A 26,813-nucleotide genomic window follows, 5' to 3' on the forward strand; every position below is an offset into this window, starting at 1 on the left:
CGCTTCGGTTCGCATTGCACACTGCCGCCGCTTTTGCCTTCCACGTGTTCTTTGTAAGGGGTGGACGCTGGATATCCTGTTCACTTCAACAAGAGGCCGTCTGCTCCCGCTTGGCTAAATTACCGGCTGCAACGCGTCCGCACCCATGATGGAGCCCATTTTCGACCCCTCTGCTGCTACAATTGCACCTTCCTTTCGCCGTTTCCGCCGTCTTGCCATCAGGCAAGCTGCCCGTCCGGCTCATCGCCCCGTCATCCTTGATCAAATCCCGGTCAGTCTCGGCTGGGGTTTTTGTTCCCGAAAATGAAGACCTACCCTCAATGATTATTCTCAAGAACGTGACCTTGCGTCGCGGCAGCAAAGTATTGCTCGACAAAACCTCCGTCACACTCAATCCTGGAGAAAAGGTGGGTCTGGTCGGCCGCAATGGCGCGGGCAAGTCTTCATTGTTCGCGGTGCTCAATGGCACGCTTCACGAGGATGGTGGCGAGTTTTCCATTCCATCGCAGTGGCGTATGTCACAAGTGGCGCAGGACATGCCGGAAACCGAGCAGAGCGCAACGGACTTTGTGGTAGAGGGCGACACGATTCTGCTAGCCGCGCAAAACGAAGTGGCTGCATCCGAGGCCAGTGATGACGGTATGCGCATGGCGCACGCCTATATGGCCTTGCACGACGCAGGTGCCCACGATGCTGCTGCCCGTGCGCAGGCGCTTATTCTGGGTCTGGGCTTTAGCGTAGCCGAACTTGACAGACCGGTGAACAGTTTTTCGGGTGGCTGGCGCATGCGCCTGCAATTGGCGCGGGCACTCATGTGTCCGTCGGACCTGCTGTTGCTTGATGAACCCACCAATCACCTGGATTTGGACGCGCTGGTGTGGCTGGAAGCCTGGCTCAAAAACTATGCTGGCACCATGGTTGTGATTAGCCATGACCGTGAATTCCTGGATGCGATCACCAACGTGACGCTGCATATCGACAATAGTACGCTGGTGCGCTACGGCGGCAATTACAGCAAGTTTGAAGACATGCGTGCCGAACAAATGTTGCTGCAACAGGCGGCACACGCCAAGCAACAGGAAAAAGTTGCGCATCTGCAAAAATTCATTGACCGCTTCAAGGCTAAAGCCAGCAAGGCCAAGCAGGCGCAAAGCCGCGTCAAGGCACTTGAGCGCATGGAAAAAATTGCGCCCATGCTGGCCGATGCCGAGTTTCAGTTCGAATTCAAGGAACCGCTCAGCATGCCCAACCCCATGCTGTCCATGACCGATGCCAGCTTTGGCTATCCGCCGCCCGAAGATGCGCCGGCCGATGCCAAGCCAACCGTCATCGTGCAGAACATCAACCGCTCTGTCCTGGCAGGACAGCGCATCGGCATTCTTGGCGCTAACGGACAAGGCAAATCTACATTCGTAAAAACCATTGCCGGCGCTTTGGAGGCGATCGCGGGCGAGATTATCCCTGGAAAAGGGTTGAATATCGGCTACTTTTCGCAGCAGGAACTGGATGTCTTACGGCCTGCCGACACCCCGCTCGAACACATGATCCGCCTGGTGCGCGACACGCCGGCCAGCATGCGACCCAGCGCCATGGATTGTCGTGAACAGGGACTGCGCAATTTTCTGGGCACCTTTAATTTCAGTGGTGATATGGTCAAGCAGTCTGTTGGCAGCATGAGCGGCGGTGAAAAAGCGCGCCTGGTGTTATGCATGATTGTCTGGCAGCGCCCCAATTTTCTGCTGCTGGATGAACCGACCAATCACCTGGATCTGGCCACACGTGAGGCCCTGAGCGTTGCGCTCAACGAGTTCGAAGGTTCGGCGATGCTGGTTAGCCACGATCGCGCGCTGCTGCGTTCGGTCTGCGACGAGTTCTGGCTGGTGTCGCGCGGCGGCATGACAGACTTTGACGGCGATCTGGATGATTACCAGGTATATCTACTGGAAGAGGCCAAGCGTCAGCGGGAAGCGGCAAGCGGCAGGAAGGTCGCCTGAGTGCTAATGCGAGTGGGCGGGTGTTGCGGATATTTAAGGCTGGCGCGGTACTTCTGGATCAGGGGTGTGTCTTCGATATAGGACACCCGTTCAAGTTTGATACGCAAAAGATTGCTTGCGCGCCAACACATCGCTTGATTAAAAGTTACACTAATCAGACTTCCCGTCGCACTGCGCCACTCCACGCAATCTCATTCATTGTGAAACTCGACACGTGAACGCCTTTCCCTTCTCAGAAACCGACCCCATTGTTTACGCCGGCCCGCCGCCAAAATCGTCCGATGTCGTGATCATCGGCGGCGGCATTATTGGTATTACAACTGCCATTTACCTTGCTCAGCGCAATGTGGCGGTAACCGTGCTGGAAAAAGGCCGCGTTGCGGCTGAGCAGTCGTCGCGCAACTGGGGCTGGATTCGCAAGCAAGGCAGGGATGAGGACGAGCTGCCCATTATGATCGAGGCGGCCCGGCTATGGCCACAACTGGTGCTGGAATGCGCAGAAGATATCGGACTTCGGCAAACCGGCGTGACCTATCTGGCCAGCTCTGACAAAGAAATGGCCGATTTCGATGCGTTCATGAAGATTGCAGCTGCACACGACATGGATACCCGGATGCTGGGCGCTGGTGGTCTCGCTGAACTGATCAAAGGCATGTCGGGTACATTCAAGGGCGCGATGATCACGCCTTCGGATATGCGGGCTGAACCTTCGCTGGCTGTTCCTGCCCTGGCCAGACTTGCTCGTCGCAAGGGCGTGACGATTATCGAGAACTGTGCGGCCAGGACACTTGAGATGGCGGCGGGCAATATCGCCGGGGTATGGAGCGAGCAGGGGTATATCGCAACGTCATCCGTCCTTCTGGCGGGGGGCGCATGGTCGTCGCTCTTTCTGAAAAAACACGGCATTACGATTCCTCAACTGGCGGTCAAGGCAACGGTTGCGGCAACGCAGCCTATGCCCGAGTTTCATGCCGGCGCTGCCGCGGAAAAACATATCGCTTTTCGACGCAGGCAGGATGGCGGCTATACGCTTGCGCCTTCTGGCAGCCACCGGCTTTATCTGGGGCCAGATGCCTTCAGGCATGCCGCGAAATATGTTCCTGCCTTGAAAGCCGATCCGCTAGGGACCCGTTATGCGCTCTGGGCGCCTGCAGGGTACCCAGACGGCTGGACGACTCCCCGTGACTGGACGCCCGAGACGCCCAGCCCTTTTGAAAGCATGCGGGTACTTAATCCAGCGCCCGATGCGTCGGACCTTCGTTCTATCGAGCGCGGGTTCAAGCGGCTTTTCCCTCAGATGGAGCCGGTTCGTTTCCAAAAGCGCTGGGCCGGGATGATTGATCTCATGCCCGATACCGTTCCCATTGTTGATTGGGTGCCTACTCATCCCGGTCTTGTTGTTGCGACAGGGATGAGTGGTCATGGCTTTGGCATCGGGCCGGGCATGGGGCGCATTATTTCAGATATGATCCAGGGCAACGAGGCCGGACATAAGCTGCATCGCTTCCGGTTCTCCCGCTTTACCGACGGCAGTCCGATTCGGCTGGGCACGTCACTTTAGTCTCTGCTGGTGAAGTAAACATAATAAACCTACGTAGATGATCAAATTGTCGACCCAGCATCTGATTCGTCGGAATCACGACCCAGTTGCGCGTAATTTAAGGGGAGTACAGTCGTAGACTTCATTTTTTCCATCGCAAACGAGGATGTCACGTCAAAAATTTCGATCGTCCTGGTCAGGCGCTGGTACACCGCGTCGTATGTTGCTATATCAGGAACCACTATCTTTAATAGATAGTCTACAGTGCCATTCATGCGATAAAAGTCTACAATTTCGGGTATGGCCTGTACTACAGCGCTGAATTTTTCATACCATTCACGATTGTGTTTGTTGGTTTTGATGAAAACGAAAACGGTAACGTTAAGATTGAGCAAGTTTGGATTAAGCAGCGCCACTTTGCCCATAATATGGCCGCTGGCCTCCAGCCTTTGGATTCTTCGCCAGCAAGGGGTTTGCGAAAGATTTACCCGATCCGCGATTTCGTTAATTGATACTGTTGAATCCTTTTGCAGAATGTCCAGAATAAGCAGATCGGTTTTGTCCAAAATTGTTCCTATTTCGTTTGTCATCAGTCACGGCAACTGACTTATTCTAACCGGTCGCGCTTCATTCTTCGTGTATCAAATAATTGACATGTGTACTGATACGTTCACTATCAACGCCATATATGTGCAGCGAGACTGCAACTTCAGCGCTCTGATTAACCAATTGATGAATATCGGCAAGCCCTGCCGGAGCCGAAACAACATCTCCTGCATGACGACTAATTTGGCCGCACTTTTTTGCGCGTCGCGTTGCCGCGTTCCATTTATAGTGACGTTCTGTCAGCTGACCTTGTAAAACCTTGTAGGTGCACCAGGTTCTATGGCCATGCACCGGGCTGTGCTGTCCGGGGTGCCAAACCAGCAGCATGGCCGAATATCGGCCCAGTTCGTCTGCATAAACCAGATGACGTGAGTACGTGCTGGAAGCCGAGGCCAGCGCACTTGGCGGTAACAAAGGCATAAGCTGTTCGGCTTCGTCCAGTAAGAGGGAAATCCCATTTAAAAGCCGGTTCTGATTGGCTTGCATTACGCCGTCAATATCGACAGACATTCTGTTCAATACGGTTTGGGCGTGAAGAGAGTTAAGCATTTTCGTCCTACAATTTATTTTGCCAATGCTATAAATTATAGGAATATATAACTAGAATTAATTTGCTTATATTTATCAAGAATAAGGGGATATTAGAAATATTTTCCTATCGTCGGGATAGGCGTTTTCTGCCAGCTCGCCTTCCCGGGCGCTCGTTTAGGCTGCCGCTGCGTACAACCCGGTCAAAAAGCGGCCGTATTAATAAAGAAAATGCCAACTGAAATGACATCAAATAACGGGCAGGTGCTGCAAAAACGAGGGAGTCCTACCAACGTTGCTGGGTGAACTGTGCCCCGGAACACACTTTAGTTGCACGTTTCGGGGTGCGGATGCTGCCAAGCGGATAGGCTATGTTATATCTGTTTTTCAGCTGCAGCGGATTGTCGCACCGCATGCTCCCATTGCTGCATCAACGTCTCGGCCCGTTCTCGGCCCTGGGTAGGATGAAAGCGCCTCTCTGCGCGCCACAGATGGGAGATCTCCTCGGTGTCGGCATAGACGCCGCTGGAAAGCCCTGCGAGGTAGGCCGCACCCAGTGCGGTGGTTTCGACGCAGGCGGGACGCACCACGGGAATGCCCAGCAGGTCGGCCTGGAACTGCATGAGCAGATCATTGACGCACGCGCCGCCATCAACCCGCAATTCGCTTACGGGCTGGCCACCTGCATCGGTCGCGTCGCGGCTCATCGCGGTCAGCAGCGCGGCGCTCTGATAGGCGATAGACTCCAGCGCTGCGCGGGCGATATGGGCCAGCGTCGTGCCGCGAGTGATGCCGGTAATGGTGCCGCGTGCATCTGGCTGCCAGTAGGGGGCGCCCAGGCCAGTAAAGGCGGGCACCATCATCACGCCGCCCGAGTCGGGTACGCTTTCGGCAAGTTGCTGTACCTGGCCGCTGTGTTCGATGGCGCGCAGGCCGTCGCGCAACCATTGCACCACGGCGCCACCGACGAAGACGCTGCCTTCAAGCGCATATTCAGGTGTGGCATGGGGCTGGGCTGCGCTGGTGGTCAGCAGGCCGTTGTGGGAGGCCTGGAACGTATTTCCGGTATGCATTAGCATAAAGCAACCGGTGCCATAAGTGTTCTTGGCCATGCCCGCAGAAAAGCAGGCCTGCCCAAACAATGCGCTTTGCTGATCTCCTGCCACGCCGCCAATGGCGATGGCGCTGCCGAGCACTTGGGCATCGGTGCGGCCAAAGTCGCTGCTGGAGGCCTGTACTTCGGGCAGCAGCGAGCGGGGAATATTCAATAGTGCAAGCAGTTCTTCATCCCACTGGTTGGTGTGCACGTTAAACAGCATGGTGCGGCTCGCATTGCTCACATCGGTAACATGTCGATGGCCCGCGGTCAGTTGCCAGATAAGCCAGCTGTCTACGGTGCCAAAGGCCAATTCACCGCGCTCGGCCGCAGCGCGCGCACCAGGCACATTGTCAAGCAGCCACTGCAGCTTGGTGCCGGAAAAATAAGCGTCCACCAGCAGCCCGGTCTTGGCATGAATTGTTGCCGCATGACCCTGTTCGCGCAGTTGCGCGCAGGCCGGTTCGGCACGACGGTCCTGCCAGACAATTGCATGATGCACGGGTTCGCCGGTAGCGCGATTCCACAGTACCGTGGTCTCGCGCTGGTTAGTGATGCCTACGGCACGCACATCGGCTGCGGTCACGCCGGCCTTGGCCAGTGTTTCACGTGCGGTGGCCAGTTGGGTGCGCCAGATTTCACGCGGGTCGTGTTCAACCCATCCGGGGCGCGGGTAAATCTGCGACAGTTCCATTTGCGCCTGGGCGATACAGTGGCCTTTGGCGTCAAAGAGAATGCTGCGCGAGCTGGAGGTGCCCTGGTCCAGGGCAAGCAAATAGGTCATGGGTGATCTCTACAGAAAAGAAGCCGCTGCGCTTGTCAATGTCCTATCCCGATATCCAAGAGAGACGAATCGTTGAAATAGAGCGCGAGCAGCTTGCCTCATTGGTTCCGGTTTTTTTGGTATGAAGTATGAATTTGGGTTACTGCAACAAGCGTTGATTTATCAGGGTGAGTGACAACCTATTCGGCTACGATGCACTGCACGCCGGCTTCTTGCAGTAGCGCAGGAAATGGTTCGGGTGGGGGCATATTGGTAAATAGCCGGTGTACCTGATTCATGCGCGCCAGCTCCACCATGGCCTGGCGATGGAACTTGCTATGGTCAGCTGCTAGCCAAACTTCGCGTGATTGGGCAATAATGGCCTGGGCCACCTTCACTTCGCGCAGATCAAAGTCTCGTAAGGTGCCATCCTGCTCGATTCCCGAGATACCAATAACGCCGATGTCTACGCGGAACTGCCGAATGAAATCTACGGCGGTTTCGCCGACGATACCGTGGTCCAGCGACCGGACTACGCCACCGGAGACAATGACCTCGCAATCGGCGTTGTCGGCCAGAATGGCAGCGACGTTCAGGTTGTTGGTGATGACCCGCAAGCCACGATGACGCAACAGTTCCCGTGCGATCGCCTCGGTGGTGGTGCCGATGTTCAGAATAAGCGAACATCCTTCGGGAATGGCTTTTGCCACTTCACGTGCAATGGCGCGCTTGGGCTCATCGTTGAGCATTCGACGCTGCAGATAGGCAATATTCTCGGTGGTCGACTCGGGTATGCGTACCCCGCCGTGATAGCGGGTGAGCACGCCTGTTTCGGCCAGTTGTTTGACGTCCCGGCGGACCGTTTGCAGTGTGACACCGAATCGATCGGCCAGCGCTTCGACAGACATAGACCCCTGTCGTCGAACTTCATCGACCAATTGATCCTGGCGAGGATTTGCACTCATGAATAATGCCTAAAGGAAAATATGTATAGCCTAAAGGAAAAAAAAAGAATAAACCATAGGGATAACCATTATGAAAATTGATATACATTAAGGATAAAAACGAACATAATAGAAAATAAGAAATCAATTTAGAAAATACATGTGTTCGTTTTAACTATTTGTACCGTCACTGATGACTTCAACCCCTGAACAACTGATTGAATACAAACAACGCTTTGACCGTGATGGTTATGTGGTGCTTGAAAATCTGATCGCACCAGCGCATGTCGAGCGGCTGAAACAGGCTTTGTTGTCCGTCGAGGCGCGCCACGGTTTTGGATACGCCAAAACCTCGTTTGAAGGGCTCAAGACGGTTCGCATCAATAATTTGCTGGCTTATGACGAGGCTTTCTGGGACGTTCCCCTGCAGCCGTCGGTACTGGCGCTTGCCGAATCGTTGCTTGATCGCGAGCTGCTGCTCTCCTCCCTGTGCTCGCTGACTATGGGCCCGGGCCAGACCGCGCAACCGCTGCACGAAGACACACAGCAACTGGCATTGCCGCGTCCGCGCCCACCGCTTGCAGTCAACGCCATGTGGGCATTGAGTGATTTTACCGAAGCCAATGGCGCAACCCGTATCGTGCCAGGCAGCCACAAGCTGGATCATGCGCCCGCGTACGGGACGCAAGTGCAAACCATTGCGGCGACCATGCCTGCCGGCAGCGTGATGCTGTTTGACAGCGCCTTGTGGCACAAGGGCGGCGCCAATACGACCGATGAGCGTCGTTATGCGCTCTCGTGCTATTACTGCGCGGGCTGGATGCGTCAGCAGGAGAATCTGCAGTTGGGTATTCCCCGCGAGACAGCCGCAAAGTTTCCGCGTCGCCTGCAGGAGCTATGTGGCTACGGGATATACAAGGGCCAGTACGGCCATATCGAAAACAATGATCCAATCGAACTGCTGGGCCAGGAAGGCCGCCCCACTGTGTGGGAAGCGACGGATCGCAAGTTGCAACGACGCCAAGCACAAAGCTGATCATGACTGCGCCAAACGCTCTGCAGGGGATTCCTGCGTCTGTCGTCCATCTGCTGCGCGATGCTGCGCAAGATTATCCCAGGCATTGGGCCTTGCGCTTTGAGGGGCAGCGCCTTTGTTACGCCGACTATGCAGGCGTCGTCGGTGCGCTGGCTCAGGAGCTGCGGCCCATGGTGGCGCCGGGCAAGCGGGTAGGGTTGTTGCTGCAAAATTCGCTTGATCTGGCGATTGCCACCTTTGCCGTCCATGCCCTGAGGGCGCAGGTTGTTGCGCTCAATCCCGGCTACGGTGAACGTGAATTGCAGGCCATGCTGGCCGATGCCGATGTGTGTCTGCTGATCGCCGATGACAGCGTGCGTGTGGATCTGACAACAGTTTGCAATAGTCTGTCTGCTGAGCGCATCCTGCAAACGGGCAGCAGCGGTTGCAGCTTTTTGCGACTGCTCGATTCACAAACGGCATTGCCGCAGGATTTGCCTGGCCACGCCGATCTGGCTACCTTGCAATACACCGGCGGCACTACTGGCCAGCCCAAGGGTGTGGATATTTCTCATGGTCATCTCGCAGCCAACTTGCTGCAGCGCGAGGCCCGCCTGCCGACGCGACCGGGTCAGGAAGTTGTGTTATGCCCCATGCCACTGTTTCATGTATCGGCCGTGGCAATGTGTCTGCATTTAAGTGCCTTTGCTGCGTCCGAACTGATTATCCAGCGGCGTTTTGATGCCGGGTCCACTGTACATGCGCTGGCGCATGAGGGTGTGACCCTGATGTCGGGCGCGCCAGCCATTTTCCATGATCTGCTGCGCCAGCCCGACATTGAGCAGGTTAAAGCAGGCAAACTGCGCGCCTGCTATAGCGGTGCGGCCGCATTGCCTGAACGTACGCTGAGGGAATTTGAACGGCTGACCGGGTGCCCGATTTATGAGGGCTATGGACAAAGCGAAGCGGGTCCCTGTCTTACCTACAATCCGGTGCAGGGCGTGCGCAAGCCTGGTTCCGTCGGCCTGCCTGTGCCTGGCTGTGAGTTGCGCATTGTCGACGAACAGGGCAATGATGTACCCGCGGGTGCTGTGGGCGAAATCTGTGTACGAGGGCCGCAGGTGATGGCCGGCTATCGCAATCGACCCGATCTGACACAGCAGATGCTGCGTGATGGATGGCTTTATACCGGTGATCTGGCAAGCCAGGATGAAGATGGCTATGTGTTCATTCAAGGCCGTTGCCAGGAAACGATCAATGTTGGCGGATTCAAAGTGTATCCGCTGGAAGTTGAGCAGACGCTACGCGAGTGCGCGAGCGTGGGCGACTGCGCAGCGTTCGGCGTACCTGATGAGCGCCTTGGTCAGGTGGTTCACGCCTGGGTGACGCCTGCTCCAGGTTGCACACCCGATGAACAGGCGCTGCGCGCATATTGCGCGTCGCAACTTGCCCATTACAAAACACCCAGGCGCATTGCCATCACCGACGCGCTTCCGCGCACGGCTGTGGGCAAGCTTGCGCGCAAGGAACTTAAACCCGTAGGCGCCGTGATCGCGCCGCGTTCTGCAACATAACAAAGGAAGACAGATGCTGAAGAATATCGATATGGACAAGCTCAAGCACCAGCTCGCCGAAGACGGCTATGCGGTGGTTGAAAACGTGCTTGACCAGGACCAGTTGGAGCGCATTCGCGAAGTTGTCGCCAAGCGCATGGCGCATGAGCTGGCCAATCCGCTGCCACTCGATGACGAAAAGCATGACGATGACGAGGACATTCGCGCTTACTATAAGAAGCACTATACCGTCAGTGACGCCGAAGCCGAACGCATGGTGGCGCGCATTCACCAGTACCGTCGCGACAATGCCGGCGCTCGCTGGCCTATGCCGATCAGCAAGGTTTCAAAAAATTTCTTGCACCTGCCTACGTTGTTCGATAACGACAAATCACAGCGCGTTTGGAACCTGCTTAATAAAGAACCGGAACTTATTCCCTTGATCGAGCATCCTGTTGTGTTGCCGATGGTGCAGCACATGATGGGCGAAGACTGCAACCTGCACGATTTTCAGTCCACCAGCATCGGCCCGCAAACAGGCGGTGGTGCATGGCACGTGGATGCGCCGCTGGGCCAGATTGCCGAGCCGCTGCCCGAGTTCCCGCTGACGCTGCAAAACGTCTGGATGCTGGACGACTTTACTGCCGATAATGGCGCGACACGCGTGATGCCAGGCAGTCATAAGTTGCGCAAGTCGCCGCCGTGGGGCAGCGATTCGCTGGAAGGCGAAGTGACGCTGACCGCACCTGCCGGTTCCGTCGCAATCTGGCTCTCGAATACCTGGCACCGTTCAGGCTCGAACCATACCGACGCCCAGCGCCGCGCCATCCTGTGTAATTACAACGTGTCCTGGTTGCGCTTTTTTGCAGACTTTACGTCCACGCTGCCGCCGGAAGTGATTCCTACGTTGTCAGAGCGCGCCAAATACCTGCTGGGTTTTGGCGCCTGCGCCCCGAAAATTCGTTAATTGCCTACCCATGCAGAAACACAACGTCAGTATTGACCTGAAGCGTTCCGAGCTCGCGGGCGGGCAAGTCCATGGCTATTGCGCGCCACCATTTCAGCCCGTGCTGGATGCGTTCATCGAAAATTTCAACGGTGACATCGAGCACGGCGCATCACTTGCCGTCGAACAGGACGGGGAAACCGTGATCGATGTCTGGGGTGGTTTCGCAGACTTGCCGGCGCAACGCCCATGGCGGCAGGATACGATTGGCGTTGTGTTTTCCAATACCAAGGCGGCAACGGCCTTATGTGCGCACATCCTGGCCGATGGCGGCGCGCTGGATATAGACCAGCGCGTTGCTCACTACTGGCCAGAATTCGCCGCGCAAGGCAAGGGCGACATTACGGTGCGCATGTTGCTGGACCATTCGGCCGGCGTGCCTGCGCTTCGGCAGATGCTGCCTGACGGCGCGGTATTTGACTGGACCGAGATGAGCTCGCGGCTTGCCAACGAGGCGCCATACTGGAAGCCGGGAACCAGCGTGGGCTACCATGGCCTGACCTTCGGCTGGCTGGTGGGTGAAGTGGTGCGGCGCGTTGCCGGACAGTCGCTAGGGCGCTTCTTCCAGGAGCGTGTGGCGACGCCGTTGGGCATGGATTTCTGGATCGGCTTGCCCGAAAGCGAAGAGCCAAGGGTAGCCAAAATTATGCCGGCCAAACCTGCAGAGCAGCCGCGCAACGCGTTTGAACAGGCCATTGCGACCGCGCCCGAGAGCATCAGTAATCTGTATTTTCGCAATACGGGTGGCTGGCGGCCCAGCGGTTTCAATTCGCGCCAGGGCCATGCCGCCGAAATCGGTGCGGCCGGCGGCATCACCAACGCACGTTCTTTGGCCCGCATGTACAGTGCGTTGTCACTGGGCGGCGAGCGCAACGGCGTGCGCGTGATCGGGCGTGCAACGCTTGAACGTGCTGCCGAGGTTTCTTCGGCGACCAACGAAGACTTGTGTCTGTTGGTGCCGACACGCTTTGCAGCTGGCTTTATGCGCAGCATGGATAACCGTGCACGTGGGCTGGACAGCGCCAGTTTCGGACGTGATGCGTTCGGCCACGTGGGGGCGGGCGGATCGCTGGGTTTTGCCAGTCCGCAACATCGCATCGGTTTTGGCTACACGATGAATCACATGGGAGCGGGCGTGCTGCTCAACGCGCGCGCCGATCGGCTGACGCAAGCCTTGTATGGCGTATTGGCCCAGTCATAAATTTACAGACATTCTTTTTCAAAAATCAGCAGGAGACAAGGTCCATGACCACTCGTAAAAGTTTTATCGTTCGCGCCTGCCTTACGGGCGCGTTTGCAATGCTTGGCGTAAGTGCCGCACATGCGGCAGATCCGGTCAAGATCGGCTATCTGATTCCGCTGTCGGGCAGCGCTGCTGCTTCGATCGGCCGTGATATGTCGCGTGCGACGCATCTGGCGGTCAAGCATATCAATGAAAGCGGTGGTATCAAATCGCTTGGCGGCGCCCAGTTACAGCTGCTGGAATCGGACACCAGGGGCGATCCGAAAGTGGCGCTGACAGAAACCGAGAGACTGATCACGCGTGAAAAAGTGCCGGTTTTGCTTGGTGCGTTCCAGAGCGGTACCACCTTTCCGGCCACTGCCGTGGCTGAAAAGTATAGTGTACCCTGGGTCGTAGACCTGGCAGGCAAGGGCGAAATTACCGAGCGCGGCTACAAGTATGTTTTCCGCGCCACTCAGGTGCCGGCCGCTGCCAACGCAGAGGGCATGGCCGATTTTGTTGCCTATGCCAGCAAGGCCACCGGCAAACCGGCCAAAACCGTGGCCATGGTCTATGAAAACACCGATTGGGGCCAGGATATGGCCAATACACTGCGCAAAAAGTTCAAGGAACAGGGCGTGGAAATCGTACTGGATGAAGGCTATCCGCCCAACAGCCCCGACCTGCGTCCGCTGGTCTTGAAAATCAAGGGCCGCAAGCCTGACGTTGTCACTGTCACTTCATATGCGGCTGACGCCGTGCAACTGCACAAGCTGCTGGCGCAAATGCGTGTCTCGGCCATGGGATACATCGGCAGCGCAGGCGGCCAGATCGATAGCGGTTTCCTGCCACAAGTGGGCAAGGGTCCTGCCAAGGGCGTGTTCACAACCAATGGCTGGGCGGGCTACGAGTCTGCCGTTACCACCCCTTTTGCCAAGAAATTCTGGGATGAGTTTACCGGGACGTACAAAGCGGAACCCAATGAATTGTCTGTGAGCGCCTATGGTGCAGTCTGGGTGATCAAGGATGCCCTGGAGCGCGCCGGCAAAGCCGAACCGCAAGCCATCCGTGATGCGCTGGCCACAACCAGCATCAAGGGAACCGATCTGAACAAGCTGCTGGGCTACGACATTGTGATTGATGAGAAGGGTCAGAACCCGCTCAAGAAATTCGTAGTGCAGCAGATCACGCCAGAAGGTGAATATCGCACCATCTGGCCAGAAAATCTGGCGTCTAAAACCTACAAAATGGTCTGGCCTGCCGCCACCTACTGATCAGGGTTCTGGTCATCGCTTTGTCGGCTGCCGCCTGGTTTGACATCACCGGCAGCCCGTTTTTTTCAAATACATGAGGATTCGCTTTGAGCATTTATCTTCAAGCATTGCTCGGTGGCATCGCTACCGGAGCAGTATATGGTCTGATCGCGCTGGGGCTGAGCCTGCAGTTTGGCGTGATGAAGATCATCAATTTCGCGCACGGCTCGTTCCTGATGGTGGCGATGTACGTGACCTACTACACCTGTACCAATTTCGGCTTGCACCCGCTGGCGGCGGCGCCCATCGCAGCCGTTGTCCTGTTTTTTGTGGGATGGGCGTGTCAGCGCTTTTTCATCGATGGCATCTATCGCAAGGAATCTTCGCGTGAACCGATCGGCGTGCTGATCTTCACGACCGGTCTGTGGATATTTCTGGATTATTTCGCGCTCGCGCTGTTGGGACCCGACAGCCGGATGATTGACAGTCCCTGGTCCAACGAGGTGGTGATCATGGGCGACCTCATATTCACGTACCCGCAGATTGCCGGCTTTGTGATTGCTGCGCTTGTCACCATCGGGCTGGTCGCCTTCATGCGCTATACGGCGCTGGGTCGTGCGATTCGTGCGACAGGCCAGGACCGCGAGGCAGCCAGCGTGCTGGGTATCGACAGCAAGCGTGTCTACCAGTTGTCCTTTGCTATCGGCCTTGGTGTACTGGGCATTGCCGGCGCGCTGCTTTTGCCTATGTATCCGGTCAACCCCTTCGTTGGCGACATCTTTGGCATGCGTGCCTTCGTGATCGTGGTGCTGGGCGGGATCGGCTCAATCGCTGGTGCCTTCTGGGGCGGGATTATCGTGGGTATTCTTGAATCCGTGGGCAGCCAGGTGATTCCGGTTACCTACGCTGAAGCGTTGATTTTCCTGTTGTTCCTGGGCGTGATGTATTTCCGTCCTAGCGGATTGTTTGGCGTGGAGAAAGAATGATGACAGCGCAAGGTTCAAAACACTTATCGCTATGGGGTGCGCTCATTGTCGTGCTGGCGATTGCGCCGCTGTTTACCGGCAGCCAGTACGTGCTGTCGATCGCGGTCATGACGCTGCTGTATGCCTATCTGGCGCTGTCCTGGAATGTGCTGGGCGGTATCGCCGGACAGCTCTCGCTGGGGCATTCCGCATACTTTGGCATTGGCGCGTATGCTTCGACCTGGCTCTTCGTCAATATGGGCATCAGCCCCTGGATCGGCATGTGGTTTGGTGCGGCATTGGCCATTGTTGCTGCGGTGATCGTGGGAATGTCGAGCTTGCATTTGCGTGGCGCATACTTTGCGCTGGCCACCATTGCCTCGGCCATGGTGATCAAAACGCTGGTGGAAAATGCCGATGACCTGCTCGGCGGGCCACGCGGCATGGAAGTCACACTGTTGCGCGATGCGCCATGGCAGTTCCAATCCACCAGCAAAGAGTTCTACTATGTGATCGCGCTGGTATTTGTGGCGCTGGCCTTGGTTATCAATTGGCGTATCCTGCGCAGTCGTTATGGTTACTACTTGGCTGCCGTGCGTAACGACCAGGACGCGGCATTGGCGCTAGGCGTGCCCACCACCCGTTATAAGCTTTATGCCGCGATGATCAGCGCAGCCATGACCGCGATCGGCGGTACGTTCTACGCCCAATTCGTGCTGTTCGTGAGCCCGGACAAGGTGTTTGGCGCGAACCTGGGCGTGGTGATTGCAGTGGTTTGCATCATCGGCGGCCGGGGTACGCTGTGGGGGCCGGTACTGGGTGCATTGTTGCTGTTGCCAAGCGAAGAGCTGGCCCGCTCGTTCTCCGGTGGGCTGCTGGGTGCGGATATGATGCTTTACGGCTTGCTGCTGATGCTGGTGATCTGGTATGAGCCGCGCGGCCTGGTCGCGATCTTTCAGCGCTGGTTCAAGCGGCCGTTCAAGCAGGGAGTAACGAAATGACAAGCACGACACTGCTGGAATTTGACGGCGTGGGCAAAAGCTTTGGCGGCCTGCGCGCAATCGATAATGTAAGTTTCACGGTCAATGATGGCGAGATTGTCGGATTGATCGGCCCCAATGGCGCCGGCAAGACCACATTGTTTTCCATGGCCTCCGGGTTTCTCAAGCCAACCGACGGACAAATCCGTTTCCAGGGCAAACGCGTGGATGGGTTCGATCCTCCGCATATCTGTCGTGCCGGTCTGGTGCGCACATTCCAGATTGTCAAACCGTTTGGCGAGATGACCGTGATAGAAAACGCCATGGTTGGCGCATTTTTGCACCATGCCAGGCCACAAGACGCACGCGAGGTGGCTGCCAGGGTGCTGCAGCAGGTCGGGCTGGGCGCCCGCCAGGAGCAGGTTGCCAAAACGCTGACGTTATCGGGCCGCAAGCGGCTTGAAGTGGCCAAGGCGCTGGCTACGCATCCGAAACTGCTGTTGCTCGACGAGGTGATGGCAGGTCTGACCAGCGTGGAGACTGCCGAAATGCTGGAGTTGATTCAAAGCCTGCGCGCCTCGGGCGTGAGTATTCTGGTCATTGAACACAATATGAAGGCGGTGATGAGCCTGTCGAACAAGATCGTAGTGATTCAGTACGGGAAAAAGATTGCGGAAGGCACACCGGTAGAGGTAGCCAACGATCCGCAAGTGATCTCTGCATACCTGGGAGGCGAACATGCTGCTTGAAGTGAACGATGTAAGTTCGGGCTATGGCGATGTGCAGGTTCTCAATGGCATCAATATCAATGTCAAAGAGGGCGAGATCGTCAGTATTGTTGGCGCCAATGGTGCAGGCAAGACGACACTGATCCGCGCCATCATGGGTACCTTGCCGGTTACCAAGGGGCAGATTCATTTTGGCGGCAAGCGCATTGACGGCCAGGAATCGCACCTGATTGCGCGGGCCGGCATTGCCCAGGTGATGGAAGGCCGTCGTCTGTTTGGCCATATGGAAGTGGAAGACAATCTGCTGGTTGGTGGAGACATTCTGAACGACAAAGCGCGGCAGCGTCAGAACCTGGAATGGATCTACAGCATGTTCCCGCGCCTGAAGGAGCGTCGCCGCCAACTGGCGCGCTCGTTCAGCGGCGGGGAGCAGCAGATGCTGGCCATTGGCCGGGCGTTGATGACCTCGCCCAGGTTGTTGTTGCTGGACGAGCCTTCGATCGGCCTGGCGCCCATTATGGTCAAGGACATTTTTGAAAAACTACCCCTGATCCAGGAGCGCGGCGTGACGATTTTGCTGGTGGAGCAGGACGTGCATCGCTCGCTTAGCATGTCGGGCCGCGGGTATGTCATGGAGCATGGTGAAATTGTTCTGGCCGGTACGGGGCAGGAACTGCTCAATAATGAGCGGCTGCGGCAGGCCTATATGGGTATCTGACCGTCTGCGCGTGTTCATATATAACAAATCTGTTCGCACGTCGCAGCACCGACGTGAAGTATCGGTGCTGCGAACAATTCCCTTTGTGCGAAACACAAAACAAGAGAGTGGGCGAGGTGACGAAGGCTGGAAAAATCGGGTGGATTTTTACACGCCGATGCATTAACTTCAGACTGTTCGCAATGATGTGCGCGGCTTGCCATGCACAAGACATAGTTACCTAATAACCTGGCCATTGATGTCGTATGACTGTTGAATCAAATACTTTGCCGTTGAAAACCGGGCGTGCCCAATTGCTGGCCCGTCTGGCTGAACCCAAAACCTATGACCTGGCGGTCATCGGTGGCGGTGCGACTGGCCTGGGTGTGGCGCTGGATGCAGCTGCTCGCGGCTTTTCGGTGGTGTTGCTGGAGTCGCATGACTTTGCCAAGGGCACCTCGTCACGGGCGACCAAGCTCGTGCACGGCGGTGTGCGCTATCTGGCGCAGGGCAATATCGCGCTGGTACGCGAGGCGCTGCACGAGCGTGCCACACTACTGCATAATGCGCCGCATATCGCTCAGCCTCTGGCTTTCGTTATGCCCTCGTATAAGCTGCTGGATACCCCGTTTTACGGCATCGGCCTGAAGATATACGACGCGCTGGCGGGCAAGGCCGGCCTGGGGAACACTCAGTTTCTGAGCGCTCGCCAGACACGGGCGCTACTTCCTACTGTACAGTCGCAAGGGCTCAAGGGCGGTGTCAAGTACTGGGACGGGCAGTTTGACGATGCCCGGCTGGCGCTGGCGCTGGCCCGCACGGCAGCCCGGCATGGCGCACTGCTTTTGAATTATTGCCCGGTCACAAAACTGATTCACGAGAAGGGGCGCGTGGCAGGTCTGGTCTGCGAAGATGGCGACTCTGGCTGCAGCTACCAGGTGCGTGCACGATGCGTGGTCAACGCTACCGGCCCGTGGGTCGATGCATTGCGCGAGATGGATGGCGCTGAATCGGGTCGCGCCACCCGGCCCATTGTTGCCCCCAGCCAGGGCGTGCATGTTGTTGTGGATCGGGACTTTATGCCCGGCGATCATGCACTGCTGGTGCCCAAGACGGCAGATGGCCGGGTGCTGTTTGCCGTGCCATGGCTGGGCAAGGTGATTCTTGGCACGACCGACACGCCACGTCACGATTTGGCCCGCGAGCCAGAGCCCTTTCAGGCGGAACTGGACTTTATCCTGAGCGAGGCAGGAAATTACCTGAGCCGACGCCCCACTATGGCCGATGTACGCAGCATGTGGGTTGGTTTGCGCCCACTGGCCCGGCCCCAGGGCGACGATGGCGAAAATACCAAGGGTATCAGCCGAGAACATACCGTGCTCACCAGCGCCTCTGGCATGGTCACGGTTACGGGTGGCAAATGGACGACTTACCGCGCAATGGCCGAGGATGTCCTGCAGGCATGCTTTGCGGCGGGCGCATTGCCCACGCGTGTGGGCGGAGTTACTGTGGATCTGCCGCTGGTGGGCGCGCCGCAGGACGGAGTGGCGCAGCACAATATGCATATGCCGCAAGGCCTGCATTCATATGGCAGCGAAGCCTCCGTCGTGAACGCGCTGCCCGGCGCCGACCGTTGGCTGACCGACGGCCTGAGCGAGGCCATGGTGCGTTTTGCTGCCAACCACGAATATGCACGCACCGTGGAGGATGTCCTGGCGCGGCGCTCGCGCTTGCTGTTCCTGGATGCAAGGCAGGCCGCCGCTGTCGCGCCGCAGGTCGCCGTCATTTTGCAGGAAGTATTGCAACAGGATGACGTGGGGCTGGCGGCATTTCTGGCACTGGCACAACAGTATATGGGTCGGCAGGTGGGTTGACTCCCCCGCGACTACGCCGCAGCCTTGTCTTCGTATTGAACCAGGATGTGCCATTCGGCATGGACCGAGGGTCGCGGCGCATTCTCTGCGTTTACCGTGACCGCCCAGGTACAGCGGGCGTGCGCGGGTTTAGTTTCGGTCACCTGTGTCAATGCGAAACTGGCCGATACCCGGGATCCCACCACAACCGGCGCGGTGAAGCGAATCTTGTCGAAACCATAATTCAATGCCATCACGGCGCCGGGAAAGGCGATGCAGCTTGTCTGCCAGTAGGTCAGCAGCGACAGGACGAGAAATCCATGTGCAATGGTGTTCTGGTACGGTGAATGCGCCATCGCTCGCGCCGGGTCTGTATGAATCCATTGGTGATCCTGCGTCACCTGCGCAAATCGATTAATCATCTCCTGATCGATGGGCAGCGGTGCCGATGTGATGGCCGGCTGCCCGACAAATCGATTAAGCGCGGCAATGCAATCGAACTCCTGTATGGTGCTGGCACGGGCGGGGGCAGTTGTCATGGCAAGAGTATAAGTGAGCAGAGCGCCGTGGGTGTGCTGCGCAGGTTTTGGTGCAGACGACAGCTGGGCTCTCTGCGGGTTGGACCAGTGGCGTGTCTTTCTCTATATGGGCGCAGCCTGACTACGCAGTACGTGTCGTTGGCCCGCGTGTCTGGAGATATGCCTGCGCCTTGGCGACTTCGTGGCGTAACTGGTCGAATCCGGTGGCAGGCACTATTTCGTTCTGACGGTCGGCAATGTCGTCAAGCCGATCCAGCAACACCTCGGCCGAGCGTTCGCTCTCGTTCAGATAGATGCCATGTGTCATAGTGATATTTGCCTGTTCAACGCTGCCAGCGCCTGCCATCAGAATGGTGCGGTTGGGGGCGTTCTCTGCGACAAGCGCAACCAGGGCCGGGCTGACCGATGCCGGAGACAGCATGTCCAGGGTTTGCTGCTCCAGCAGCCCCTCTGTCATGGCCGTAGCTGCAGTGGGAGCAAGGCAGTTCACGTGCACGCCATTGCGTTCGCCTTCCTGCGCCAGTGTCTGCATCAGGCCGACCAGCGCCATTTTGGCCGCAGCGTAGTTGGCCTGTCCGAAATTGCCGTAAAGTCCCGAAGAAGAGGTCGTCATCACAATACGGCCATAGTTTTGATCGCGCATCCTGTTCCACACGGCATGGGTACAGTGTACCGATCCCATCAGGTGCACCTCCAGCACCAGCCGGAAATCTTCCAGGGTCATCTTGGCAAAGCTTTTGTCACGCAGGATGCCGGCATTGTTCACCAGAATATCGACACGACCCCACTGTGCAATCGCCTGTTCGACCATCGCGCCAACCTGGTCGGGGTCAGTCACGTCTGCAGCATGGGCGATGGCCTCTCCGCCGGCCGCGGCAATGGCCTGGACAACGGCCTGCGCATCCGAATCTGGCTGGTCTGCGCCCATGTCGTTGACCAGGACCCGGGCGCCGTGGCGGGCCAGTTCGAGTGCGTGGGAACGGCCAAGACCGCGGCCTGCCCCGGTCACGATGGCAATGCGGTTGTGTAGAAGTGGTGTCATGGGGTCTCCGTGTTATACAAATGTTCAGGGGGTCAGGGATGCAGCCATTTCGGCATCGGTCCGGATGACCCCGGCGCGTTCAAGCTGTGCGATGGTGTCTTCGCTCAGGCCCGCTCGCGCCAATATCGAATGGGTATTCTGGCCCAGGCCAGGGGCACCGTCAACCGTGAGCTGTCCATCCTGATCGAAAACAAAGCCGATTCCCCGGGTGCGCACCTGGGTGTTACCCTGATGAAACCGATGGTCTGGAAGATCGACGCAGTCGGTGGTATCGACCTCGTTAAGAAACTCTTCGAGCTTTCTGACTTTGGCTGCGGGGACCCCGGCGTCGCTGAGCAGCGATTCCAGCTGCATGGCGCTGCGGCTGGCGAAAGCTGCTTGCAGGCGCGTCGTCACATAAGGAATGTCATTGGGCACGACAAATCCGCTGGGGGCGTTGAAGGCGACAAGGTCAAGCGCACGCGCGTCTTCACACAAATCCTCAACACCGATCACAGCGGTGAGTTTGCGAAACTGGGCGGGAGTATTGGCGGCAACGGCCAACCAGCCGTCCGAGCAGCGATACGTATCGGCTGCCGGGCTGCCGGTATATCCTCGGTTGCCTACACGTCGAGTCGGCGTGCCGTCGCTCAGGTAGGCGCAGGTGTTGGGGTACATAAGCATCAGCGCGGCCTGCACCATGGATGCATCGATATACTGGCCGACGCCCTCGCGCGCCCTGCGGTGCAGCGACGAGACAATTGACAGCGCAGCCAGTACGCCCACGGCCACGTCAATAACGGGAAAACCCACCTTGATGGGTGGCGCGTCTTCTCCTTCTCCGGACATCATCATCATACCGGTCAGGGCCTGAACGACGTGATCATAAGCGCCACGTTGCGCCCAGGCACCCTGTTGTCCGAAGCCCGAGATGGAGCAGTACACGATGTCAGGCCTGACTCGCCTGATGCTGGCATAGTCCAGGCCATACCGGGCGACAACGCCGGGGCGGAAATTTTCTATGAAGACGTCGGCTGATGCGGCCAGTGTACGCAGCAGGTCGGCGCCCTGCTGTGTCCGGATGTCCAGCGCCAGGGACTGCTTGCCTGCATTGATGGCGGCAAAACCGGTGGGGGTGTCGGTGTCTGTTGCGTCCTTCATCGAGCGCAGCACTTCACCGGCCAGCGGTGGTTCCACCTTGATGACCTCTGCACCCAGTTGCGCCAGATAGAATGAAGCAAGAGGCCCCGCGATGACATGCGACAGATCCAATACACGGACGCCTTCTAGCGGTTTGGACATGTATGACTCCGGTCAGCCGACAGTAACGCCGGCAAGTTTGATGATATTGACCCATTTCTGATATTCGCTGCGTACAAACGCGGCATCGGCTTGCGGGCTGGCGCTATGGACCACGTTAATCCCGCCTGCTGCAAACTGGCGCTTGACCGAATCATTGGCCAGCGCTTTCGTGGTCGCGCTGTAAAGCGTATCGACCGCTAGCTTTGGGGCGTTTTTGGGCAGCCAGAAATCAAACCAGAATTCCTGCACCGCCAAATCACTGTTCAAGACCTCGTGCAGCGTGGGAACACCAGGCAGCTCGGCCAATGGCTCCCTACTGGTCACAGCCAGCGCACGCAGCTTGCCGCCCTTGGTCTGCGGAATGGCCGTTCCTGCGATGGTGAACGCAAATTCCGTATCGCCTCGCAGCAGCGACAGCGGAATTTCCACTGAGCCTTTAAATGGCACATGCGTGGCCTTTGCCTTGAGCAAAGACACGAAGGTTGCGCCGCCAAGATGGGCTGCTGAGCCCACACCGCCCGAGCCGTAATTCATTTTTCCGGGATTGGCCGTTAACGCGGCAATCAGGTCCTGCACGGTACGGTACGGTGAGCTGGCTGCCACGACCAGCACGCTGGGGGATGTGCCCATAATGGTGACCGGAATGAAATCGTTGACAGGATCAAAGTTCAGTTTGGGCTGCAAGATCTTCTGAATCAAATGCGAATTGGACCCCATCAGCACTGTGTAGCCATCGGCGGGCGCATGGGCAACGTACTGGGCGGCCAGTACACCACCCGCCCCCACCTTGTTCTCCACTACGACCGGTTGCCCCAGCGCAGCGCCCAGTGCAGGGCCAAACTGTCGCATCATGATGTCCGGTCCGCCACCGGCCGGGTAGGGAACAACGACACGTACTGCTCGTGAAGGATAGATTTGCGCAGCCTGCGATGCTGCGGTCCTGGCCAACAGGCCCGCGCCCAGGGCGCCAAGGCAAAATTTCCGGCGATGCATGCTTGTCTCCTTATAATGCACCAAGAGTAGACGATCGCAGTGAATAGAAAAAGTGATATATTTTCATATAGCGATAACTTTATGTTTGATGCTTTTGGACCGTATCTTTGGATAATAATATTGATCGAACCTGACTATCTGGTCGCCAAGCTGCGCTTTCGGCACCTGCGCCTGCTCACTGAAGTGCACAACCGAGGCAGTTTGCGAGCCGCAGCGCAGGCGCTTAGCCTGACGCAACCTGCATTGAGCAAGGCGTTGACGGAAATCGAGAGCGCCTTTGGCTTTGCCCTGTTCTCACGCACTGCGCGTGGATTAACGCCAACAGCACAAGGCGAAGTGGTGCTGCGCGGCGCCACGATGCTTTTGCATGAGCTTTCCCATCTTCGTGCAGAGGCCATCTCGGCCGATCGCTTTGCTACCAAAATCCGTATCGGTGCACCGCCATTCGTGGCGCAAACCTATCTGCCTGCCGTGATTGCCAAGCTGGTGCAAGGTGAAGCACCCGTGCGTGTGCAATTGCTGGAGGAAAGAGTACCGGCCTTGATCGGCGCGCTTGAGCGAGGAGAACTTGATGCACTCATCACCACCTTCCCCCAGCAAATGCTGGCCAGCGAGGCTGACGCATTTGAATACATCAAGCTGTTCGAGGTGCAGTTTGCCGTGGTGGCATTCGTGGGGCATCCACTGGTCCGTTCGCGACGCGTGGATTGGGCCCGTTTGGCAAAGGAGCGCTGGGTGATGCCTGCCGAAGGATCAATGGGACGCAAGCTGATCGAAGACTGCTTTACCCACGCCGGCGTGCCTGCCCCTTTGCCGGTGATCGAATCGACCAGTCCGACCACCAGTCTGCAATTTGTCTCGGCAGGCCTGGGCATTGGTATCGTGCCTGATGTTGCGCTGCTTCATCACAGCGCACTGCAGACAGGACCGGTTAGGCAGTTGCGCGTAGTGCCCGAGCCCCATTCGAGTGCCGTGGCCCTGATCTGTCGTGCAGGCGCGGTCAACCCCCGGGTGGCCCTGCTCAAAGCGGCGCTGGAGCTGTAGGTCGTGTGAGGGCGTGATAAGGTATTTGAGTCGGTTGCACAGGCAGCGCTCAGCTGGTTTGCTTTTTCAGGCAGAGTGAATGGCGGCCCCTGAACATCGATGTGCCCGACAGCCCCGGATTTGTCAGCGAAGAACAATGGTGCAACGACAAGGTCTTCAGCGGGATTGACAAGCAGCAAGCCGGGTCGCGTAGCGGTGGTTGCTACTGGGTTAGTTCTTGGCGTTTTTTTCGGTTCGCTGCTGATAAATATAGTTGCCGGCCTCAGTGATATCCATTCTGATACTTTGGGACACGTGCTTTGCGTCGCGTTTTTTCAGAAAATCCACTGCTGCCCGGTGATGGTCCTGCCGCTTCAGATTAGGGACATAATCCGGCAGCACGGCATTGAGTGCCGGACCGCAGCGTAACCAAAGTATTTCGGTTATGTCCTGCACGACGTCCATCTTCGCATGCTCGTAAAGCGAAAAATGAAAGCGCCGATGCAATTCAAGATACTTGCTCTTACTGTCGCTATCAATGCAGTTGCCCATTTGATTGACGATATCTTCAAGCCGTTCAATATCGCTGTCCTTGATATGAGCAACAGCGGCGTAGGCCAGCTTTGACTCAAGCTCGGCGCGCAGGAACATAAGCTGCCTGATCTGATCACTGTTCAACTGTGGGACAGAGGCGCCGCCTTTTTGCCCGCCGGGGCCGCGATCCAGGACACGTTCGGCTATCAGATGATTCACCGCGTCCCTCACAGGGGTAAGACTGATTCCCAGTTTTCCCGCCACATCCCTCAGAATAAGCCGCTCTCCAGGCTTGAACGCGCCGGAAAGCAATGCATTTTTCATGGCGAGATAAGCAAGATCAGATAAATTATTTTTCTCAAGCGGCAAGAGCGGAGCAAACATAGGGACCGGGAATGATTGGAAAGTTGCTGCAATGTTAACCGATTTGCGGACAAAAATACTTAATTTATTTGTTGTTTGTTATAACAAACTTCGATAGAATTCGGAAATGTGGAAACGACACGACAACAATCCACTCTTTCAGGAGACAACTATGAAACGAATAAACGTTGCGGCATGGGTGCTGTCAGCGGTCGCCGCGATCTATGTACCTGCTGTCGCGGCCGAAGGCTTCCCGCAGAAAGATATACAGTTCGTCATTCCGTGGAATGCGGGCGGGTCAAATGATATTGCTGCAAGGCAATTGCAAAAGATCGTTGCCGATCAATCCGGGGTGTCCCTGATTGTGGAAAATGTACCCGGCGCGACGGGATCGATCGGGATGACCAAAGTTGCCCGGGCGGCGCCCGACGGCTACATGGTCGGTATGGGAACAAGTTCGACCCTTGCCCAGATATCGCAAAAACTGACGACGCTGACCAATGATCAGTTTGTTCCCATTGCAAGAGTCTCGGTGGATCCCTTGATGCTTCTGGTGCCGGCCAACAGCGGGCCGCAGGACTTGAAGGCCTTTCTGGCACACGTAAAGGACAATCCGGGGAAAGTGTCTATCGGCACACCCGGGTCTCATAATCTGAATCATATCTTTGCGCAAATGACAGCGCGGGCAGCCCAGGCGCCGTACATCAATGTGCCTTATACCGGTGGCGCCAAAGTGATCGCAGACCTTGCCGGTAAACAGATCTCGGCAGCAGTGCTCAAACCGTCAGAGAGCAAGCCGCAGATTGATGCCGGCAACGTCAAGCCGATTGCGCTTTTTGCCAATGAGCGGCTGGCTATCATGCCCGACGTGCCTACCTTCAAGGAACTGGGATATGACGTCTTTCCATACGGGCCGCTAGTACAAATGGCATATATCGTTGCCCCGGCCAAAACGCCGGAGCCGGTGCGTACGAAGCTGATTGAATTGTTCTCCAAGGCAATAGATAGTGAGCAGTTCAAGACTTTTGCCGATCGCAACGGCGTCATCATCAGTCCGCTCAAGGGCGATGACCTGACCCGGGAAATCAATGCAGTCCAGAAGACGCTGGATAGCGCCAGCGAAAAAGTATTTAACAAAGCGGAAGACAAGAAATGAGTGTAATCAAAAAGGTAACTTGCCATGTTGTCAGCGCGCCGATCGCACGGCCCTTCACGTCGTCACGCGGCTGGTTGTATAAAACGCGCGGTTCGTGCATCGTTGAAATAGAAACGCAGGACGGCACGATCGGCTGGGGTGAATGCTACGGCCCATCGCAAGTTGCGCGCAGTTTTATCGAGACGCAATTTGCGCCACGTATTATTGGTCGCGACGCGTTTGATGTAGAGGTAATATGGGAAGACCTTTATAACCGAATCAAGGACTATGGCGCCAAAGGCATGGCAATTGCAGCGATGAGCGGTATCGATATCGCGCTCTGGGATATTATCGGTAAAACCTGCGGCAAGCCGGTACACAAACTGATTGGCGGCGCTTTCCGCGACACGGTGACCGCTTACGCCACCGGACTGTATTTTATTGATATGGATCGATTGGTCGAAGAGGCAGTGGAAGAAGCCCTGGAGTATAAACATGGCGGCTTTTCTGCTATCAAGATGAAAATCGGTCTTGGCTCGCCCAAGCTTGATCTGGCACGGGTTGAAGCGGTACGTAAGGCGATTGGCGACGACATCCGGTTGATGGTCGATGCCAACCACTGTTTCACGGTGCCCGCTGCAATCAGGCTGGGACGGGAACTGGAAAAACTGGACGTGGAATGGTTTGAAGAACCCATTTCCCCAGAAGATCTTGACGGCTATGTTCAGGTGACGCAAGCCCTGGATATGGCCGTAGCCGGTGGGGAGAATGAATATACGCGGTGGGGATTCCGCGATATTGTCAGTCGCAAGGCAATGGACATTATTCAGCCCGATATATGTGCTGCCGGTGGTTTTAGCGAGTGCAGGAAAATTGCCGCTTTGGCCACTGCTCATGGGGTCGAGTGCGTGCCCCATGCTTGGGGGTCTGTCATCGGCGTGGCTGCTACGCTGCACTTCATTGCGGCACTGCCGGATCAGCCTCCAAGTTTCAGGCCAATGCCTCCGCTTTTCGAATTCGAGCAGTGCGAAAATCCGTTCAGGGATCACCTGGCTACGGAGCCCATCGTCTTGCATAACGGCTCGGTCTCCGTCCCGACCAAGCCAGGCCTTGGCATCGACATTGACCGTAGCGTTCTTGCAAAATACGCGGTTTGACCA

General features: G+C 56.9%; 24 protein-coding genes. 15 read left to right on the top strand and 9 right to left on the bottom strand.

The features are described from left to right. The first annotated feature begins 320 nt into the window (after nucleotides 1-320). The gene (locus EV681_RS00555) at nucleotides 321-1,994 is read left to right on the top strand and encodes an ABC-F family ATP-binding cassette domain-containing protein (protein ID WP_130303048.1); all 1,674 of its coding nucleotides are present in this window, start codon (nucleotides 321-323) and stop codon (nucleotides 1,992-1,994) included. Nucleotides 1,995-2,208: 214 nt separating this feature from the next. Continuing rightward, nucleotides 2,209-3,555 carry an NAD(P)/FAD-dependent oxidoreductase gene (locus EV681_RS00560; protein WP_130303049.1) on the top strand — a complete coding sequence of 449 codons (1,347 nt, stop codon included), beginning with the start codon at nucleotides 2,209-2,211 and terminating at the stop codon, nucleotides 3,553-3,555. A gap of 41 nt (nucleotides 3,556-3,596) precedes the next feature. Here the strand turns inward: EV681_RS00560 and EV681_RS00565 are convergent, their stop codons facing one another. From EV681_RS00565 to EV681_RS00580, 4 genes are all read right to left on the bottom strand, one after another. Beyond that, nucleotides 3,597-4,100, bottom strand: coding sequence for an Lrp/AsnC family transcriptional regulator (locus tag EV681_RS00565; protein ID WP_165392899.1), 504 nt, complete (start codon nucleotides 4,098-4,100; stop codon nucleotides 3,597-3,599). A 61-nt stretch (nucleotides 4,101-4,161) separates the two neighbouring features. Then, nucleotides 4,162-4,650 (bottom strand): cysteine dioxygenase family protein, encoded by a 489-nt coding sequence (locus EV681_RS00570; protein WP_130303050.1) that lies wholly within the window; start codon nucleotides 4,648-4,650, stop codon nucleotides 4,162-4,164. 392 nt (nucleotides 4,651-5,042) lie between these two features. Beyond that, the gene (gene glpK / locus EV681_RS00575) at nucleotides 5,043-6,548 is read right to left on the bottom strand and encodes a glycerol kinase GlpK (RefSeq protein WP_130303051.1); all 1,506 of its coding nucleotides are present in this window, start codon (nucleotides 6,546-6,548) and stop codon (nucleotides 5,043-5,045) included. Nucleotides 6,549-6,727: 179 nt separating this feature from the next. After that, the gene (locus EV681_RS00580) at nucleotides 6,728-7,492 is read right to left on the bottom strand and encodes a DeoR/GlpR family DNA-binding transcription regulator (protein WP_130303052.1); all 765 of its coding nucleotides are present in this window, start codon (nucleotides 7,490-7,492) and stop codon (nucleotides 6,728-6,730) included. Nucleotides 7,493-7,664: 172 nt separating this feature from the next. Here EV681_RS00580 and EV681_RS00585 point away from each other — a divergent pair, with 172 nt between their 5' ends. From EV681_RS00585 to EV681_RS00630, 10 genes are all read left to right on the top strand, one after another. Continuing rightward, the gene (locus EV681_RS00585) at nucleotides 7,665-8,507 is read left to right on the top strand and encodes a phytanoyl-CoA dioxygenase family protein (protein ID WP_130303053.1); all 843 of its coding nucleotides are present in this window, start codon (nucleotides 7,665-7,667) and stop codon (nucleotides 8,505-8,507) included. A gap of 2 nt (nucleotides 8,508-8,509) precedes the next feature. Further along, a complete protein-coding gene (locus tag EV681_RS00590) occupies nucleotides 8,510-10,060 on the top strand; it encodes a class I adenylate-forming enzyme family protein (RefSeq protein ID WP_130303054.1) in 1,551 nt (516 codons plus the stop codon). 13 nt (nucleotides 10,061-10,073) lie between these two features. Next, nucleotides 10,074-11,006: a phytanoyl-CoA dioxygenase family protein gene (locus EV681_RS00595; protein WP_130303055.1), complete on the top strand. Its 933-nt coding sequence runs from the start codon at nucleotides 10,074-10,076 to the stop codon at nucleotides 11,004-11,006. A 10-nt stretch (nucleotides 11,007-11,016) separates the two neighbouring features. After that, nucleotides 11,017-12,246 carry a serine hydrolase domain-containing protein gene (locus tag EV681_RS00600; RefSeq protein ID WP_130303056.1) on the top strand — a complete coding sequence of 410 codons (1,230 nt, stop codon included), beginning with the start codon at nucleotides 11,017-11,019 and terminating at the stop codon, nucleotides 12,244-12,246. A 44-nt stretch (nucleotides 12,247-12,290) separates the two neighbouring features. Further along, the gene (locus EV681_RS00605) at nucleotides 12,291-13,541 is read left to right on the top strand and encodes an ABC transporter substrate-binding protein (RefSeq protein ID WP_130303057.1); all 1,251 of its coding nucleotides are present in this window, start codon (nucleotides 12,291-12,293) and stop codon (nucleotides 13,539-13,541) included. 86 nt (nucleotides 13,542-13,627) lie between these two features. Further along, nucleotides 13,628-14,506: a branched-chain amino acid ABC transporter permease gene (locus EV681_RS00610; protein ID WP_130303058.1), complete on the top strand. Its 879-nt coding sequence runs from the start codon at nucleotides 13,628-13,630 to the stop codon at nucleotides 14,504-14,506. Beyond that, nucleotides 14,503-15,486: a branched-chain amino acid ABC transporter permease gene (locus EV681_RS00615; protein WP_130303059.1), complete on the top strand. Its 984-nt coding sequence runs from the start codon at nucleotides 14,503-14,505 to the stop codon at nucleotides 15,484-15,486. The genes EV681_RS00610 and EV681_RS00615 overlap by 4 nt, the downstream gene beginning before the upstream one ends. Further along, on the top strand, nucleotides 15,483-16,214 hold the full coding sequence (locus tag EV681_RS00620) for an ABC transporter ATP-binding protein (protein ID WP_130303060.1): 732 nt from the start codon (nucleotides 15,483-15,485) through the stop codon (nucleotides 16,212-16,214). Before EV681_RS00615 ends, EV681_RS00620 begins: the two co-directional genes overlap by 4 nt. Next, nucleotides 16,204-16,911 (top strand): ABC transporter ATP-binding protein, encoded by a 708-nt coding sequence (locus EV681_RS00625; RefSeq protein WP_165392900.1) that lies wholly within the window; start codon nucleotides 16,204-16,206, stop codon nucleotides 16,909-16,911. Before EV681_RS00620 ends, EV681_RS00625 begins: the two co-directional genes overlap by 11 nt. Nucleotides 16,912-17,156: 245 nt before the next feature. Continuing rightward, nucleotides 17,157-18,764, top strand: coding sequence for a glycerol-3-phosphate dehydrogenase/oxidase (locus tag EV681_RS00630; protein ID WP_130303061.1), 1,608 nt, complete (start codon nucleotides 17,157-17,159; stop codon nucleotides 18,762-18,764). 11 nt (nucleotides 18,765-18,775) lie between these two features. Here EV681_RS00630 and EV681_RS00635 read toward each other — a convergent pair whose 3' ends face one another. The 4 genes from EV681_RS00635 to EV681_RS00650 all read right to left on the bottom strand — a co-directional run bounded on the left by EV681_RS00635 (nucleotide 18,776) and on the right by EV681_RS00650 (nucleotide 22,598). Beyond that, nucleotides 18,776-19,282 (bottom strand): MaoC family dehydratase, encoded by a 507-nt coding sequence (locus EV681_RS00635; protein WP_165392901.1) that lies wholly within the window; start codon nucleotides 19,280-19,282, stop codon nucleotides 18,776-18,778. A gap of 121 nt (nucleotides 19,283-19,403) precedes the next feature. Continuing rightward, nucleotides 19,404-20,324, bottom strand: coding sequence for an SDR family NAD(P)-dependent oxidoreductase (locus tag EV681_RS00640; RefSeq protein WP_130303063.1), 921 nt, complete (start codon nucleotides 20,322-20,324; stop codon nucleotides 19,404-19,406). Between the two features lie 24 nt (nucleotides 20,325-20,348). Continuing rightward, nucleotides 20,349-21,605 carry a CaiB/BaiF CoA transferase family protein gene (locus EV681_RS00645; RefSeq protein ID WP_130303064.1) on the bottom strand — a complete coding sequence of 419 codons (1,257 nt, stop codon included), beginning with the start codon at nucleotides 21,603-21,605 and terminating at the stop codon, nucleotides 20,349-20,351. A 12-nt stretch (nucleotides 21,606-21,617) separates the two neighbouring features. Further along, the gene (locus EV681_RS00650; protein WP_130303065.1) at nucleotides 21,618-22,598 is read right to left on the bottom strand and encodes a Bug family tripartite tricarboxylate transporter substrate binding protein; all 981 of its coding nucleotides are present in this window, start codon (nucleotides 22,596-22,598) and stop codon (nucleotides 21,618-21,620) included. Between the two features lie 120 nt (nucleotides 22,599-22,718). On the opposite strand from EV681_RS00650, the gene EV681_RS00655 reads away from it, so the two are divergent. Continuing rightward, nucleotides 22,719-23,642 carry a LysR family transcriptional regulator gene (locus EV681_RS00655; RefSeq protein ID WP_207226983.1) on the top strand — a complete coding sequence of 308 codons (924 nt, stop codon included), beginning with the start codon at nucleotides 22,719-22,721 and terminating at the stop codon, nucleotides 23,640-23,642. A 210-nt stretch (nucleotides 23,643-23,852) separates the two neighbouring features. Here EV681_RS00655 and EV681_RS00660 read toward each other — a convergent pair whose 3' ends face one another. Then, on the bottom strand, nucleotides 23,853-24,479 hold the full coding sequence (locus tag EV681_RS00660; RefSeq protein WP_242612088.1) for a GntR family transcriptional regulator: 627 nt from the start codon (nucleotides 24,477-24,479) through the stop codon (nucleotides 23,853-23,855). Nucleotides 24,480-24,690: 211 nt separating this feature from the next. On the opposite strand from EV681_RS00660, the gene EV681_RS00665 reads away from it, so the two are divergent. Together EV681_RS00665 and EV681_RS00670 are read left to right on the top strand one after the other, a co-directional pair. Next, entirely contained in the window at nucleotides 24,691-25,674 is a 984-nt protein-coding gene (locus tag EV681_RS00665) for a Bug family tripartite tricarboxylate transporter substrate binding protein (RefSeq protein WP_130303067.1), read from the top strand. Next, nucleotides 25,671-26,810: a mandelate racemase/muconate lactonizing enzyme family protein gene (locus EV681_RS00670; protein WP_130303068.1), complete on the top strand. Its 1,140-nt coding sequence runs from the start codon at nucleotides 25,671-25,673 to the stop codon at nucleotides 26,808-26,810. The genes EV681_RS00665 and EV681_RS00670 overlap by 4 nt, the downstream gene beginning before the upstream one ends. Nucleotides 26,811-26,813 lie beyond the last annotated feature (3 nt).

It is taken from the genome of Advenella incenata (assembly GCF_004217095.1).
Taxonomy (GTDB): Bacteria; Pseudomonadota; Gammaproteobacteria; order Burkholderiales; family Burkholderiaceae_B; genus Advenella; species Advenella incenata.